The sequence below is a fragment of the Pseudomonas sp. Leaf127 genome (genome assembly GCF_001423155.1).
GTDB lineage: Bacteria > Pseudomonadota > Gammaproteobacteria > Pseudomonadales > Pseudomonadaceae > Aquipseudomonas > Aquipseudomonas ovata.
Map to the genome: position 1 here is coordinate 249,697 of NZ_LMOA01000001.1, position 16,086 is coordinate 265,782.

Sequence of the window (16,086 nt, forward strand, 5' to 3'; positions counted from 1 at the left end):
CCTTGCGGCGCCCCTCCATCGGGCCGCGCCGATGGGCCGTCCCTGGCCCAGCGGCGCTGGCTCGGCATCCCTGCCTCGCTCCCCGATTCCGCGACACCTCCACTCGGCCTGCGCCCAAGTCGCGATCTGTGTCGTCTGTGATATTTGCGTAGAAGAGCAACAGCAACAGCAACAGCTTTTGCTCTTGCTCTGCTTTTCATGCGCGAGGGTGCAGGCGACGCAGAACGCGACTTGTGCAGGCCGAGTGGAGGCGTTGCGCAGGGGGGAAAAGGGCCAGGACGGCCCAGGGACGGCCCATAAGCGGCGACCCCCGGAGCAATGCCGGAGGGAGGGGACCCCGAAGGGGCCGGAACCAGGAGCAAACGGTTTGCTTACTTTGCCAGGACAAAGTAAGCCGGCCCGAAGAGGGCCGGAACCCCCTCTCAAAGACCACCACAAATAGTCCAGGCACCATCGTCCCCCTTCAAAAACAAAAAACCCGCCATTAGGCGGGTTTGTCGTCATATAGCCACAGCGTTAGAACAACTGCACCGAAGGCTTTTCCTTGGCAATCGGCTGGTTCTGCGCGCTGTTCTCGTACCACCCACCCCCCAACGACTTGTACAGATTGACCTCGCTGGTCAACTGCGCCAGGCGGTCGGTGATCAGCGTCTGCTGGGCACTGAACAGCGAGCGCTGTGCATCGAGGAAGGTCAGGTTACTGTCGATCCCGATCCGATAGCGACGCTCGGCCAGGCGGTAGTAATCCTGGTTGGCCGTGACGAAATCACGCTGCGCCTGCAACTGCTCGTCGTAGGTCTTGCGCGCCGCCAGGCCATCGGACACTTCCTGGAAGGCCGTCTGAATCGCCTTCTCATAGTTGGCGACGCTGATTTCCTTCTGGATCTTCGAATAATCCAGGCTGGCACGCAGGCTGCCGGCGTTGAAGATCGGCAGGTTGATGCTCGGCTGGAACAACCAGGTCCCCGAGCCGCCACCGAACAACCCGGACAGGTCCGGGCTGATGCTACCGGCATTGGCCGTCAGGCTGATGCTGGGGAAAAACGCTGCACGGGCTGCGCCGATATTGGCGTTGGCCGCCTTCAGGTTGTACTCGGCCTGGAGAATGTCAGGGCGACGCTGCAACAGGTCCGACGGCATGCCGGCCGGCATTTCGCTGAACAGGTCAGCACTCAATGGCTGGGCCTGTGGCAGGTTGGCCGGCAGGCCGGTGCCCAGCAGCAGGGTCAGGTTGTTCTGATCCTGCGCCACCAGGCGCTGGTACTGGGCCAGCCGGGCCTTGGCGCTTTCCACCGAGGTGCGTGCCTGGCTCAGGTCCAGGGCCGAGGCCACGCCTACTTCGTTGCTGCGGCTGGTCAGGCGCAGGCTTTCGTTGTAGGTCTTGAGCGTGTCCTCGGTCAGCTTGAGCAGCTCCTTGTCGGCCTGCCAGGTCAGGTAGGCATTGGCCACGCTGGCCACCAGGCTGATCTGCGTGCTGCGCCGGGCTTCTTCGGTGGCGAAGTAGTTCTGCAAGGCTTGCTCGCTCAGGCTGCGCACCCGGCCGAACAGGTCCAGCTCATAGGCGCTGACGCCCAGGGTCGCCGAGTAGGTGCTGCTGATGCTGCTTTGCCCGGTGGTCGACATGTCGGCCGGCAGGCGCTGGCGATTGCCGCTGCCGGTGGCCGAGACCGCCGGAAACAGGTCAGCCCGCTGGATACGGTACTGGGCGCGGTAGGCATCGATGTTCAATGCCGCCACGCGCAGGTCGCGGTTGTTGACCAGCGCGGTCTGGATCAGTTGCTGCAAGGCCGGGTCACGGAAAAACTGCCGCCAGCCTTGTTCGGCTGCCGCCACGTTGGCCGCCTGGGCTGGCTCGTAGGCCGGTCCTTGCGGGTACTGGGCGGCCACCGGGGCGGCCGGTTGCTGGTACTCGGGTATCAGGGAGCAGCCGCCGAGGATGAACGCGGTGACTGCCAGGGAGATCAGGGACTTGCTCATTGGCCAGCCTCGTGGTGTGGAGTGTTTTTCTGTTTGCTCTTGAACAGCCCGGAGATCGAGACAAAGAACAGCGGCACCCAGAAGATCGCCAGAACGACGGCGGTAATCATACCGCCAATCACGCCGGTACCGATCGAGTGCTGGCTGCCGGAGCCGGCGCCGGTCGAAATCACCAGTGGCACGACACCCAGGATGAACGCCATGGAGGTCATGATGATCGGGCGCAGACGCATCCGGCAGGCTTCGACCGTGGCTTCCACCAGGCCCTTGCCCTGTTCATGCAACTCCTTGGCAAACTCGACGATCAGAATGGCGTTTTTCGCCGCCAGACCCACCGTTACGAGCAGGCCGACCTGGAAGAACACGTCGTTGGACAGGCCACGCAGGCTGGTCGCCATCAAGGCACCGATCACCCCCAGCGGTACGACCAGCATGACTGCGATCGGGATCGACCAGCTTTCATACAGGGCCGCCAGGCAGAGGAACACCACCAGCAGCGACAGCGCATACAGGGCCGGTGCCTGCGAGCCCGACAGGCGCTCTTCGTACGACAGGCCGGTCCAGGAGATACCAATGCCGGCCGGCAGGTCCTTGGCCATGCGCTCGATCTCGGCCATGGCTTGTCCGGTACTGTAGCCCGGTGCCGGGGTACCCAGTACTTCCATGGCCGGTACGCCGTTGTAGCGGGTCAGCTTCGGTGCACCGTAGACCCACTCGCCGCTGGCGAAGGCCGACAGCGGTACCATTTGCCCCTGGTTGTTGCGCACGTACCACTTTTTCAGGTCTTCAGGGTTCATCCGCGCACCGGCGTCGCCCTGCAGGTAGACCTTCTTGACCCGACCGCGGTCGATGAAGTCGTTGACGTAGCTGCCACCCAGCGCAATCGACAGGGTGTCGTTGATGTCCGACAGCGTCACGCCCAGGGCGCTGGCATGCTCGTCGTCGATGATCAACTGGTATTGCGGCTCATCGTTCAGGCCGTTGGGGCGCACACCGGCCAGGATCTTGCTCTGGGCGGCGGCACCGAGCAACTGGTTGCGCGCAGCCAGGAGTTTCTCATGGCCGACACCGCCCTGGTCCTGCAGGTAGACGTCAAAACCGGTGGCGTTACCCAACTCCAGTACCGAAGGTGGCACCACGGCAAATACCATCGCATCGCGCAGGCTGAAGAAGTAGCCCTGGGCACGCTTGGCCAGTTCGAACACGCTGTTTTCGGCGGTACGCTCATCCCATGGCTTGAGCAGGACGAAGGCAATCGCCGAGCTCTGGCCGCGACCGGCGAAGTTGAAGCCGTTGACCGTGAACACCGACTTCACCGCACCGGCTTCCTTGGTCAGCAGGTGTTCACGCATGGTGTCGAGCACCTGCTGGGTGCGTTCGGAGGTGGAGCCCGCCGGGGTCTGGACCTGGACGAACATCACGCCCTGGTCTTCCTCGGGCAGGAAGGCGGCCGGGATGCGGTTGAACATCCACACCATGCCTACGCAGATCAGCGCATAGGCGATATAGGCCGGCCACTTGTGCTTGAGCATGCCGTTCACGCCGCGCTCGTAACCATGTACGCCACGGTCGAAGGTGCGGTTGAACCAGCCGAAGAAGCCGCGCTTTTCCAGGTCGTGGGAGTGGTCGATCGGCTTGAGCATGGTGGCGCACAAGGCCGGGGTGAAGATCAGTGCCACGACCACCGACAAGGCCATGGCCGAGACAATGGTGATGGAGAACTGCTTGTAGATCACACCCGTCGAGCCGCCGAAGAACGCCATGGGCAGCAATACTGCCGAGAGCACCAGGGCGATACCGACCAGTGCACCCTGGATCTGGGTCATCGAGCGAATGGTCGCGTCACGCGGTGACAGTTTGTCTTCGATCATCACCCGTTCGACGTTTTCCACCACGACGATGGCATCGTCCACCAGCAAGCCGATGGCCAGCACCATGCCGAACATGGTCAGGGTGTTGATGGTAAAGCCGAAGGCCGCCAGGATGCCGAATGTCCCCAGCAACACCACCGGCACCGTCAGGGTGGTAATCACCGTGGCGCGGAAGTTCTGCAGGAACAGGTACATGACCAGGAACACCAGCGCGACCGCTTCGATCAGGGTGTGGACCACCCCGGAAATCGACTCGCTGACCACTGGCGTGGTGTCATACGGGAAAGCGACCTGCATGCCAGGCGGGAAGAACGGTTCCAGCGAGGCGATGGTCGCCCGGATCGCCTTGGCGGTGTCCAGTGCGTTGGCGCCGGGGGCCAGCTTGATCGCCAGGCCCGAGGCCGGCTTGCCGTTGAATTGCGAGTCGACGCTGTAGTTCTGTGCACCCAGGCCGACCGTGGCGACATCCTTGACGCGCACTTGCGAGCCGTCGGTGTTGACCTTGAGCAGAATGTTCTCGAACTGTTCGGCAGTCTGCAGGCGGGTCTTGCCGATGATCGTGGCATTGAGCTGCTGGCCGCTGATCGACGGCAGGCCGCCAAGCTGACCGGTGGCCACCTGGACGTTCTGCGCGCTGATGGCGGTTCTGACATCGCCCGGGGTCAGCTGGAAGTTGTTCAGCTTGGCCGGGTCGAGCCAGATACGCATGGCGTACTGGGCACCGAAGACCTGGAAGTCACCCACGCCCGAGGTCCGGGAGATCGGGTCCTGCATGTTGGAGACGATGTAGTTGGCCAGGTCTTCCTTGGTCAGGCTGCCGTCCTCGGACACCAGCGCGATTACCATCAGGAAGTTCTTCACCGCCTTGGTCACGCGGATACCCTGCTGCTGCACTTCTTGCGGCAGCAGCGGGGTGGCCAGGTTCAGCTTGTTCTGCACCTGGACCTGCGCGGTGTCAGGGTTGGTGCCCTGCTCGAAGGTCACGGTGATGGTCATGCTGCCGTCGGAGTTGCTCTCCGAACCGACATAGCGCAAGCGGTCGATACCGTTGAGCTGTTGCTCGATGACCTGCACCACGGTGTCCTGCACGGTCTGCGCCGAAGCGCCCGGGTAGCTGACCTGGATGTCGATGGCCGGTGGCGCGATGCTGGGGTACTGGTTGATCGGCAGCTTGAGGATCGACAAACCGCCGACCAGCATGATCACCAGGGCGATTACCCAGGCGAAGATGGGGCGGTCAATGAAAAATTTCGACATGGGTTACTCCCCTTTGCTGCCGGCGGCTTTATCGGTGGCCGCAGCAGGTGCCGGGTTGGCGCCTTTCACGTTGGTGGCTTCGCTGGCTTTCACTTCGGCACCCGGCTTCACGTACTGCAGGCCTTCGGTGATGATGCGGTCGCCCTCGTTCAGGCCTTTCTCGACCAGCCATTTGTCGCCGACGGTGCGGTCAGCCACCAGGGTGCGCTGCTCGACCTTGTTGTCCTGGTTGACCACCAGGGCGGTCGGGATGCCTTTCTGATCGCGGGTGATGCCCTGTTGCGGCGCCAGGATGGCCTTGGCATTCACACCGGCTTGTAGCTGCGCGTGGACGAACATGCCGGGCAGCAGACGGTGCTCGGGGTTGGGGAACACAGCGCGCAGGGTGACCGAGCCACTGGTCTGGTCCACCGACACTTCCGAGAATTCCAGGGTGCCTTCCTGCGGGTAGGCGCTGTTGTCTTCCAGGGTCAGCTGGACCTTGGCGGAGTTGGCGCCGGTTTTCTGCAACTTGCCGCTTTCAAGGTCGGCGCGCAGCTTGAGCATTTCGGCCGAGGATTGCACCACGTCGACATAGATCGGATCGAGCTGCTGGATGGTGGCCAGGGCGCTGGTCTGGCCGCTGGTAACCAATGCGCCTTCGGTGACGACCGAGCGGCCGATGCGGCCGGAAATCGGGGCCAGCACCTTGGTGTAGCGCAGGTTGATCTGTGCGGTCTGCAAGGCGGCCTGGGCTTCCAGGCTGGTGGCCAGGGCCTGGTCGTATTCCTGACGGCTCACTGCCTGCTCGCTGACCAGTTGCTTGTAGCGGTCGGCCAGGGACTTGGCCGATTGCAGCGTGGCCTTGGCGCTGTTGGCGGTGGCTTCATACAGTGCCGGGTCGATCTGGTAGAGCTGCTGACCGGCCTTGACGTCGGCGCCTTCGGTGTACAGCCGCTTGAGAATGATGCCGTCGACCTGTGGCCTCACTTCGGCCACCCGGTAGGCGGTGGTGCGCCCCGGAAGCTCGGTGGTCAGGGTATAAGGCTGGGCTTTGAGGGTCACCACGCCGACCTGAGGAGTCTGAGCGGGCGGGGCCGCTTCTTCCTTCTTGCTACAACCGCTGAGCAGTGTTGCCAGGGCGACGGCAGTGACCAGAACGGGAACAGCTGGCTTGAATTGCATGAAGATCCTCGGAAGGTCAGAACCCTTGATTGCTCAAGAATGTGGAGATGTAAAAAAACTTTGCCGCTAGATAAGTAGCATGCTAATGAATATACTTACATTCACGGCTGTTTGTAAACAGTCGATTATGAGACTTTAAGCCGCAGCCAGCGGGTCGGGACCCAGAAAACAACGCTCACCCGACCGTGCCTCCAGCACCTGTGCAAACAGGCTGGAGCATTTTTATTGAGGTTTTACTGCCATGGTTCGTCGCACCAAAGAGGAAGCACAAGCCACCCGTAGCCAGATTCTGGAAGCTGCCGAGCAGGCGTTCTATGAGCGCGGCGTCGCGCGGACCACGCTCGCCGACATCGCGACGCTCGCCGGTGTGACCCGTGGTGCCATTTATTGGCATTTCACCAACAAGGCCGAACTGGTTCAGGCGATGCTCGACAGCCTGCACGAACCCCTCGAAGAAATGTCCCTGGCCACCCAGAGCGAGGCTGAACACGACCCCTTGGGGTGCATCAAGAAGCTGCTGATTCATTTGTTTCATCAGGTTTCCAAGGACCCTAAAACCCGACGCATCAATGAGATCCTTTTTCATAAATGCGAGTTCACTGACGAGATGTGCGATTTTCGCCGGCAGCGCCGGGCCAACGCACTCTTTTGTAACGAACGGATCGGGCTTGCATTAAGCAACGCCGTGCGCAAGGGGCAACTGCCGGCCACGCTGGATATCTTTAGGGCCTCTGTCTGCATGCATGCCTACATCGATGGTGTGCTCGGGCAGTGGTTGCTGGTGCCTGACAGTTTCTGCCTGCACGAACAGGCCGAGCCATTGGTCGACACCTGCCTGGACATGCTCAGGTTCAGCCCGGCGCTGTGCAAGGCGTCCTGACCTGCGACCGTGCGGATTGATCGTGCAGTCGGAAATCATACGCCGGCAAGGTGTACATATCGCTATTACCGGTAGGAAATTGTCCCGTCTGTCAGACCGCAAGTCAGATATTTCCAGATATGTGTAGCTGATTTCCCAAACTTCTCCGGCCATATTGCTCATTGCCATATCTGTCTTCACTCTGCGGCCCTTCACCGTGCCGCTTGGGAGGGCAGACATGTTGCAAACAGCACCGGAACCTGAGTGTTCGCTGGCAGACCTGACGCGTCAGGCCCAAGCGCTGACCATTGATAATGCTCGATGCATGGCCATCGTCCGGCTGGGGCTGATTACCACGCTGTATTTCAGGAATGGCCATACGCAAGCCGTGCGCGAGCGTCTTGAGGCGTGTTTCCTGCGCTTCTACCAAGCGTTCAGGGCTGAGCTCAAATGTCAGTTTTTCCAGCATCGACGCTCGCTTTCGCCTTCAGGTTTTGCCGCCTGCCGACGTCAGGCCCGTGAACGCTCGCCGGACCTGCCACTGCTATGGTCGTTGTCCAGCAGCGGTGCCGAGCAGGCCGCGGCCTACAGCCTGTTTGTCGTGGCCGCTTCCCGGATGCAGGGTGAGAACGACCTTTCATGCCTGAAAATGGTCTTGCCGTGGTCTTTCCTGACTGAACCTGACGGCCTGCGGGCCTACGATGACTGGATACGCTATCTGTGCAATGCCGTGCAGGCCGAGCACGGGTTTGGCGGGCTGGCCTGCGTGCTGCCCGCCGAGGGGCATCGCTACCTGCCGCTGGAATACCAGCTCGCCCGGCAGTACAGCGGGCTGATGGTCGACCCGCGCCCGCATATCGACAGCCTGCGTCTGCTCAGGCATATCAAGGGCGTGAGCTGGTACACGGTGCTGGGCCATTCATTCGTCAAGCGTCTGGGGGGCAGCGATGCCCTGCGTGCGCGTGCAAGCCTCTGGAGCGATGTGCAATTTCAGGCGTACGACGGCGGGCTGTTGATTCGTGCCGGTCGAGTGCCGGAACTGGGCGATGTGAGGGGGGCGGCGCCACAGGCGTATGTCCGGGTCAACCGGCTGATCCGCCCGGTGCGTCTGCAGGACACCGGCTGCCTGCATCCGTATCTGCCCAGCGACAAGGGATTTACTCCTCAGAGCACGGCCCGTTGGTATGCGCGCTTTGACGACAAACCGGTGCCGCCGGTCAGTGCCGGGCAAGCCTGCCCGCAAGCCGGCTATTGGTTCAGCAACGCCCGTGCCGGTTCACGTCGCCTGTTTCGCGAGGGCGAGATCATGCCCGGCTTTGCCGGCATCAAGGTCGAGCGTACGCAGTGGTTTCTGGACAAGCAGCAAGGCTAGCGCCCGCGCAAGACGGTATTGGGCATTGCCAGCGCGACCCCGAGGCCCAGCAGGGCGATGCCGGCGCTGACCAGCAACAGATGGCGGAACGTCTGCGCCAGTTCTGCCCGCAATGCCTCAAGCGCCGGTCCGCGGGTGGCCTCGAGGCTGGCGAGCAAGGCGTTGCCTGAATGACCTTCGCTGCCCAGTGCTCCTGCGCCCAGCGCTCCAAGGCCAGTGCCTTGCAGCATGGCCAGCAACAACGCCGACATCAGCGCCACGCCCATGGCCCCACCCAGCGAGCGAAACAGGTTGCTGGTGCTGGTCGCCACGCCCATGTCGCGCGCCTGCACAGCGTTCTGTCCTCCCACCAGCGAGGTCGGAAACAGCATCCCGGTGCCAATGCCGGTCAAGACCATGAACGCCCCCGTCAGCCACACCTGCTGCGGGGCCGTAAAGGCCAGACCCAGAATCGCCAGGGGCAGTAGCAACGTACCGCCCAGAATCAGGGGTTTGTAACGCCCCGTCATCGATGCGCGCCGGCCGGCGCAATACGCCCCCAATGGCATGCCCATCGCCAACGGTAACAGGTGCAGGGCCGCGCTATCGGCGCCTGCGCCGGTCAGCGTCTGATAACGCAGCGGCATCAATACCGTCAGCGAAATGGACTGGAAACTGGCGAAAAACACGGTCAGCCAGCACAGCACCGCACTGCGGCTGGCAAACAGGTGCATCGGCAGCACCGGCTCGGCGGCCCGACGCTCATAAGCAATGAAGGCCACCAGCGCCAGCACGGCAACGCCCAGCAGGGCCTGCACATGCCGGTCGGCCAGGCCATGGCCCTGGCCGATTTCCGTGATGCCCAGCAACAAGGCGCCCAGGCCGAGGATCATCAACATCGTGCCGAGGTAATCGATCACCGGTTTGCGTTGCGGAACCGGCAGGCCCTTGAGCGTGCGGTGGGCAACGACCAGGGCGACGACGCCCAGCGGCAGATTGATCAGAAATACCCAGCGCCATGACCAGTACTCGGTCATCACGCCACCCAGCACCGGGCCGGCGACACTGGCCAGGGCGTACATGCTGCTGAAATAGCCCTGGTAACGTCCGCGTTCGCGAGGCGGGATAATGTCGCCAATGATCGCCTGGCTGACCGAAACCATGCCACCGGCACCCACTCCCTGGAGCACGCGCGCCATTACCAGTTGTTCCATGCTCTGGGCCATGCCGCACAACAACGAGGCCACCGTGAACAGCGACAGGCCGATCAGCATCAGGCGCCGTCGTCCGTACAGGTCGCCCAGCTTGCCGTAGATCGGCACAGCGACGGTCATGGCCACCATATAGCCGGAAATCACCCAGGCCAGCAGGTCGACGTCCTTGAGTTGGGCAGAAATGGCCGGCAGCGACACCGCGACGATGGTCTGGTCCAGGGCGCTGAGAAAAGTCGCCATCATCAAGGCGAACAGAATACTGCCGATGGCAGGCGAAGTCGGATCGGGGCGGGTCACGGCAAAACCTGAAGGTGGTTACCCCGCGTGTAAGCGGGTCGGTCATGCCGGCCAGTCTAGTCCGTTAGCTTGCTAATCGATAGCCTTGCACAGCCTCATCGCAAGGCGGCAAGTGAGGCATTGGTGGGGGAGCAGTGGCCAAAGGCACACGCGACGGCAGCGGGCGCTTGCCGGATCTGCTCGATACGGTAGGCGCCAGCGGCATACAACGCAAAGACGCCAACCAGACCCATTACAGCCAGGCATTTTCTTGTAGTGACTCTCATGACGCACCCCCTGGATCGACCTGTGGAGTATTTGAAGAGTTACTTCAAGTGTAGGACAACACTGCGGTTTGCAAGAAAAATTGGCCAGAGGCCAGCGCCTGTCCCGTCCTGGGGAGGTTAGAATCGCCGATCTTTTTACCAGAGGAGCATCTTCACATGGCCCGTAGGGAATTCGAGCATTTCGAAGCGGTGTCGGCGGCGATTCCAGCGCAAGGCGCCTATCAGGCGGCCATTGCCGTCAAGGCACTGCAGAGTGGCGGCGCGCCGCGTTTTCATGCCGTGCTCGACGGCCAGGCGTTCAAGACCGCCGATGAGGCCGACCAAGCGGCCGTCGGCGAGCTTGAGCGTCTGCTGGGCGTCGATGCCGACGCTGAACTGGTCTGGCGCCCGGCCTCGTAGACAGCCTCAGGTCCTGGGGCGGTGCATCTTGAACAGCGCCTCGGGGCCCAGCTGGAAATAATCGGCAGGGCCACCGCCGCGCAGGATCGGCTCGGCGGCAGCGGTATCATAGATGCCGTCCTTGAGCAGCCAGCTGGCGATATGCACCGCCACCACCTCACCCAGAATCAGCCAGCTCGGCACCAGTGCCTGATCGGCCCGTTGCAGTTGCACGATCTGGGTCACCTTGCATTCGAACGCCACCGGCGTTTCCTTGACCCTCGGCACCGCCACCCGTTGTGAAGCCTGCGGTGTCAGCCCGGCCAGTTGAAACTCGTCAATGTCGGCCGGTACGGCCGCGCAGCTCTGGTTCATGGCCTCGGCGAGCGAGCGAGTGGCCAGGTTCCAGACGAACTCGCCGGTCTGCTCGATGTTATTGAGGCTGTCCTTGCGGCCGACGCTGCAAAAACCAATGATCGGCGGCACATAGTTGAAGGCATTGAAAAAGCTGTAGGGCGCCAGGTTCAGAACGCCCTGGGCATCCTGGGAAGAAATCCAGCCGATCGGACGCGGACCGACAATGGCATTGAACGGGTCATGCGGCAGGCCGTGGCCCTTGGACGGTTCATAGGAGTAGATGTCATCTGACATGTCGTGCTTCCTGGCAGCGGGGTGTTGTTGAGGCCTTAATAGTGCTGGCGCAGGCAATCTGTGGCAATCAGTGCCGCGACATGAACGGACAAGCCATAAAAAAATGCCAGTCAGGGGGCTGACTGGCATTAAACAGGAGCATCGAGGAAAGCTGGAGCAGAACGTTGAGCACCGATCAGGTCAGGCGGTTGGCACCGACACGGTCGGCACCGTCAGCGGCCAGGCGGTTGGCACCTACACGGTCGGCACCGTCGGAAGTCAGGCGGTTGGCACCGACACGGTCAGCACCGTCAGCGGCCAGGCGGTTGGCACCTACACGGTCGGCACCGTCGGAAGTCAGACGGTTGGCACCGACACGGTCAGCACCGTCAGCGGCCAGGCGGTTGGCGCCTACACGGTCGGCACCGTCGGAAGTCAGGCGGTTGGCACCGACGCGATCGGCACCGTCAGCGGCCAGGCTCTGGTCGGCACCCTTGATGTCGATCAGGGGCTGGCGGTTAGGGCCGACGTTGTCGGAACCATCGGCGGCCAGGTAGTCGGCGCTGATGGCTTGATGAGCGGTGTCAGTGGCTGGCAGGGCGAAGGCGCTGGAAGCCAGAACAGAGAAAACGAGGCCGGCGAATACAGTGGTCTTTTTCATGGTGGTGTCTCCAAGTTCGGGAAGTCTGTTCGGGTGAGTTGTTGTCCCGGTATGGAGGCCATGCTACGCCGCGCATGATTATTAAGAAGTTAATAGGGTTGCTAGCGAACATTGCTGAAAATGATAGTTGGCCGCAGCGCCCGGTTTTCGGGCCGCGCAGACCGGAATGGGCATTGACGGTGCACTTTCTGAAATATCGTGAAATAAGCCCTCTTGACAAATCTGAAAATGGCTTTTTAGACGCCCGAATGAGCGCCGGGCAGGGCAGCGTCGTGCACTGTCGTGAGCCGGCTTGATCAAGCGCTGGCCATGAAAAAAGGGACAGCCCACGGATGCGGACTGTCCCTTCTCATCAACGCAACGCGAGATCAGTCGGTTTCGATCCGCGAATGCTTGCGTGTGTCCTTCATGAACACGTACACCAGCAGCGAGCAGGCGATGCACGCGGTGACGTACCAGTAATAGCCGGTTTCCATGCCGACGCTCTTGAACCACAGCGCGATGTATTCAGCGGTGCCACCGAACAGCGAAACGGTCAGCGCATACGGCAGGCCCACGCCCAGGGCGCGAATCTCGGTCGGGAACAGCTCGGCCTTGACCACTGCGTTGATCGAGGTGTAGCCGCTGACGATGATCAGCGCCCCCATGATCAGGAAGAACGCGCCCCACCAGCTCTGGATGGTATGCAGGGTGGTCAGGATCGGCACCGTGAACAGCGTACCCAGGACACCGAAGGCGATCAGGATCGGACGCCTGCCGATCTTGTCCGACAGCGCACCGATGACCGGTTGCAGCAGCATGAACAGGAACAGTGTCGCCGCCGAGATCGAGGTCGAGTCAGTGATGCTCATGCCCACCGTGTTGACCAGGTACTTCTGCATGTAGGTGGTGTAGGTGTAGAACGCCAGGGTGCCGCCCATGGTCAGGCCGACCACCGTCAACAGCTCCTTGGGATGGCGCATCAGGGTGCGCATCAGGCTTTCCTTGGCCTTTTCCTTTTTCTTCTTGGTGAACGACTCGGTTTCTTCCATGCCGCGACGCAGGTACAGCGCCACTACCGCACACAACGCGCCGATCACGAACGGAACGCGCCAGCCCCAGGCGTACAGCTCTTCGGTGGTCAGGACCCGTTGCAGTACGATCAGCACGCCCAGGGCGATGAGCTGGCCGGAAATCAGCGTCACATACTGGAAGCTGGAAAAGAAGCCACGGCGTTCCTTGGTCGCCATCTCACTGAGGTAGGTGGCCGAGGTGCCGTATTCGCCACCGACCGACAGGCCTTGCAGCAGGCGGGCGAAGATCAGCAGGATCGGTGCGCCGATACCGATGGTTTCATAGCCCGGTGTCAGGGCAATGACCAGCGAGCCGAAGCACATCAGGATCACCGACGCCATCAATGCAGCCTTGCGGCCTTTGTAGTCGGCATACAGGCCCATCAGCCAGCCGCCGATCGGGCGCATCAGAAAGCCGACGGCGAAGATGGCAGCGGTATTGAGCAGTTGTGCGGTGGTGTCGCCCTTGGGGAAGAACGCCTTGGCGAAATACAGCGAGAACGCTGCGTAGACATACCAGTCGTACCACTCGACCATGTTGCCGACCGAGCCGCTGAAGATCGACTTGAGGCGCGAGGAAGTGGTTTTTGGCGCGGCGGTAGTGCCCGCCGACTCGGTGGAGGAGTTGGGAATAGCCATCGTGATCCTTTGCCAGGTCATTGTTTTTAGTAAGGGCCGCGTGACTGCGGTCCATGGACAAGACATAGCAGGACTTGTGCCACCCCCTGAAGGCCCGTAATAGAGCGATTCAGGGGTGGTGGGTAAGCAATAATCCGCCTATTGGCCCGATGGCATGAGCGGATTTTTGCCGATCAGGACGACTCGGATCGGGTGGGGCGGGCACTGGCATACAGCCGTGCGCACAAGTCTTCGATCCGGTAGGGCTTTTGCAACAGCTCGAAGCGCTGTGAAGGTTCTCTATTGAGGTCGGCAAATGCAATGCTGTAGCCACTGGTAAGGATCACCGGCATGCCGGGCCAGGCCTGCTGGATGTTGGCGTACAGTTCGACGCCGCTCATGCCGGGCATGGCGATGTCCGAAAACACCACATCGAAGGGCTCTGGATCCGTGCGCAAGACCTCCAGCGCCTGTTCGGCCGCCGCGGCCCATACGACTTTGAAGCCGCTCTGTTCCAGCATGGCCGAGGTGTAGGTGCCGATCTGCGGATTGTCTTCGACCATCAGCACCCTCAGGCCGCTATCGGCCAGCACCGGACGGCTGTGCTGCATGGGCGCTTGCTCGGGATGGGTGGCGCTGGGCAGATAAAGGGTAAAGCGACTGCCGCTGCCCAGTTCGCTGTGCACCGCCACTTCACCGCCGGACTGTTTGACAAAGCCGAAGACCTGCGACAGCCCAAGCCCGGTGCCCTGGCCGACGCCTTTGGTGGTGTAGAACGGTTCGAAAATCAGACCCAGCTTGTCTGCTGCGATGCCAGAACCGGTATCGGTCAGGGTGATGGCCACATAAGCGCCCGGTGCCAGGCTAGTCACGGGCGCCAGGGCAGAGGCCTCCACGCGCTCGACCCGGATCGTCAACTGGCCGACACCGTCCATGGCATCGCGCGCATTGACCACCATATTGATCAGGGCCGTGTCGAACTGGCTGCCATCGGCGTAGATGTAGCAGGGCTCCCCGGGGAGTTCGATACCGACCTGAATGCGTGAGCCGGTCAGGCTGTCCATCATCTCGCCGATGCGCGATACGCTTTCGTTGAGGTCGAACACTTGCGGTTGCAAGGCCTGGCGCCGGGCAAACGCCAGTAACTGGCCGGTCAGGCGGGCGGCGCGGTCAACGGTGCTGGAAATGGCCTCGACATAGCGCATGCGCTTGGCTTCGGGAAGGTGTTCAGGCTTGAGCAGGTCGGTACAGGACTTGATCACCGTCAGCAGGTTGTTGAAGTCATGGGCCACGCCACCGGTCAACTGGCCGATGGCTTCCAGCTTTTGTGCCTGGCGCAAGGATTCTTCGGTGATCCGCAAGGCTTCGCTGGCCTCGACCTGCGCCTGGATGTCCCGGCCTACGGCATGAATGAACTGCTGATCGGGTACGGCGGCCCAGGCGATGGTCCGGTACGAGCCGTCAGCATGCCGATAACGGTTCTTGAAGTCGGCGATCCTCAAGCCGTGCGCCAGATTGCCCATGGCCGCGAGGGTCGGCTCGACATCATCCGGGTGCACCAGGTGCATGAAATCGCCACCCGGCAACGACGCCTCATCCCAGCCAAGCACGCTGTTCCAGGCCGGATTGAGCGCATGAATGGTGCCGTCAAAGCGCGCCACCAGCATCAGGTCGGTCGACAGTTGCCAGATCCGGTCGCGGTCAAGGGTGCGCTCCTGCACCCGTTGTTCGAGCGAGTCGTTCAGTGCGCGCAGGGCCTCTTCGGCATCGTAGAGCGCGGTCATGTCGCGTGATACGCAGAGGATCTTTTCCGGTTGACCGTTCTTGCCCAGCACCGGGCTGACGTGTACGTGCCACCATTTGCGCTTGCCACCCAGCGTCTCGGCCATGCCGGTAAAGCTTCTGCTCTGGCCGGCCCTGGCGGCGGCAACGGCAGCCCGGGCTTCCAGGTTGCCCTGGCCTTCCCAGAAGTCCGGCCAGGGACAACCATGCACGTCATTGAAGTCGCTGACTTCCATTATTTTCTGACCGCCTTCGTTCATGAAGGTCAGCCGTGCTTCCAGGTCCAGCACCTTGATGCAGTCGTTGATACTGGCCAGCACGCGCTGGCTGAAAGCATGCTCCTGTTGTTGAACCGCCTGGGCGTTGACCTGCGCGGTCAGGTCATGCACCACGCAGAGTGCGCCGGCCACGGGACTGTCTTCTCCGGCCAGCAATGAGTCCGACAGCGGTGAGCACGACAACGTCCACCAACGGGTCTGTGGCGGCTCAAGGTGCGTGCAGGACACGGGCATGGATTCGCATTGCGTGCTGTGCCCTGCCAGCGCTTGCATGATGTACGGACCCAGGCTGTGCCAGGGCAGGCCTGCCACCGAGGCTGCCGGCTTGCCCAGCAACAGGTGCGGCGCAAGACCCAGCGCCGTGCAGCCGGCGTCATTGGCAAACAACAGGTGTTGCGGGCCCCAGACCAGCAGCATGCAGGTCGGTGAGG

11 protein-coding genes are annotated in these 16,086 nt (G+C 62.0%); 3 read left to right on the plus strand and 8 right to left on the minus strand.

Annotated features, from left to right (window positions below; translation table 11 throughout):
* Positions 1-516: 516 nt before the first annotated feature.
* From adeC to ASF84_RS01140, 3 genes are read right to left on the minus strand one after another with little or no spacing between them, the layout of a single operon-like run.
* The gene (gene adeC / locus ASF84_RS01130) at positions 517-1,977 is read right to left on the minus strand and encodes an AdeC/AdeK/OprM family multidrug efflux complex outer membrane factor (RefSeq protein ID WP_056834384.1); all 1,461 of its coding nucleotides are present in this window, start codon (positions 1,975-1,977) and stop codon (positions 517-519) included.
* On the minus strand, positions 1,974-5,105 hold the full coding sequence (locus ASF84_RS01135) for an efflux RND transporter permease subunit (protein WP_056834386.1): 3,132 nt from the start codon (positions 5,103-5,105) through the stop codon (positions 1,974-1,976). The genes adeC and ASF84_RS01135 overlap by 4 nt, the downstream gene beginning before the upstream one ends.
* 3 nt (positions 5,106-5,108) lie before the next feature.
* Complete coding sequence (locus ASF84_RS01140; RefSeq protein WP_056834388.1) at positions 5,109-6,269, minus strand: efflux RND transporter periplasmic adaptor subunit; 1,161 nt, start codon at positions 6,267-6,269, stop codon at positions 5,109-5,111.
* A 241-nt stretch (positions 6,270-6,510) separates the two neighbouring features.
* Between ASF84_RS01140 and ASF84_RS01145 the strand changes: the two genes are divergently transcribed.
* Both ASF84_RS01145 and ASF84_RS01150 read left to right on the plus strand, forming a co-directional pair.
* Positions 6,511-7,149 (plus strand): TetR family transcriptional regulator, encoded by a 639-nt coding sequence (locus ASF84_RS01145; RefSeq protein ID WP_056834389.1) that lies wholly within the window; start codon positions 6,511-6,513, stop codon positions 7,147-7,149.
* 217 nt (positions 7,150-7,366) lie between these two features.
* Positions 7,367-8,500: a type VI immunity family protein gene (locus ASF84_RS01150; RefSeq protein WP_082481231.1), complete on the plus strand. Its 1,134-nt coding sequence runs from the start codon at positions 7,367-7,369 to the stop codon at positions 8,498-8,500.
* Here the strand turns inward: ASF84_RS01150 and ASF84_RS01155 are convergent.
* The gene (locus tag ASF84_RS01155) at positions 8,497-9,990 is read right to left on the minus strand and encodes an MDR family MFS transporter (protein ID WP_269084910.1); all 1,494 of its coding nucleotides are present in this window, start codon (positions 9,988-9,990) and stop codon (positions 8,497-8,499) included. The two genes, ASF84_RS01150 and ASF84_RS01155, sit on opposite strands and share 4 nt — an antisense overlap.
* A 422-nt stretch (positions 9,991-10,412) precedes the next feature.
* Between ASF84_RS01155 and ASF84_RS01160 the strand changes: the two genes are divergently transcribed.
* Positions 10,413-10,655 (plus strand): hypothetical protein, encoded by a 243-nt coding sequence (locus tag ASF84_RS01160; RefSeq protein ID WP_056834392.1) that lies wholly within the window; start codon positions 10,413-10,415, stop codon positions 10,653-10,655.
* Positions 10,656-10,661: 6 nt separating this feature from the next.
* Here ASF84_RS01160 and ASF84_RS01165 read toward each other — a convergent pair whose 3' ends face one another.
* The 4 genes from ASF84_RS01165 to ASF84_RS01180 form a co-directional block, all read right to left on the minus strand.
* On the minus strand, positions 10,662-11,285 hold the full coding sequence (locus ASF84_RS01165) for a flavin reductase family protein (protein ID WP_056834394.1): 624 nt from the start codon (positions 11,283-11,285) through the stop codon (positions 10,662-10,664).
* A gap of 175 nt (positions 11,286-11,460) precedes the next feature.
* A complete protein-coding gene (locus ASF84_RS01170; RefSeq protein ID WP_056834396.1) occupies positions 11,461-11,925 on the minus strand; it encodes a hypothetical protein in 465 nt (154 codons plus the stop codon).
* A 368-nt stretch (positions 11,926-12,293) separates the two neighbouring features.
* On the minus strand, positions 12,294-13,616 hold the full coding sequence (locus ASF84_RS01175) for an MFS transporter (protein WP_056834398.1): 1,323 nt from the start codon (positions 13,614-13,616) through the stop codon (positions 12,294-12,296).
* Between the two features lie 173 nt (positions 13,617-13,789).
* Positions 13,790-16,072 carry a PAS domain-containing protein gene (locus ASF84_RS01180; RefSeq protein WP_236709351.1) on the minus strand — a complete coding sequence of 761 codons (2,283 nt, stop codon included), beginning with the start codon at positions 16,070-16,072 and terminating at the stop codon, positions 13,790-13,792.
* Positions 16,073-16,086 lie beyond the last annotated feature (14 nt).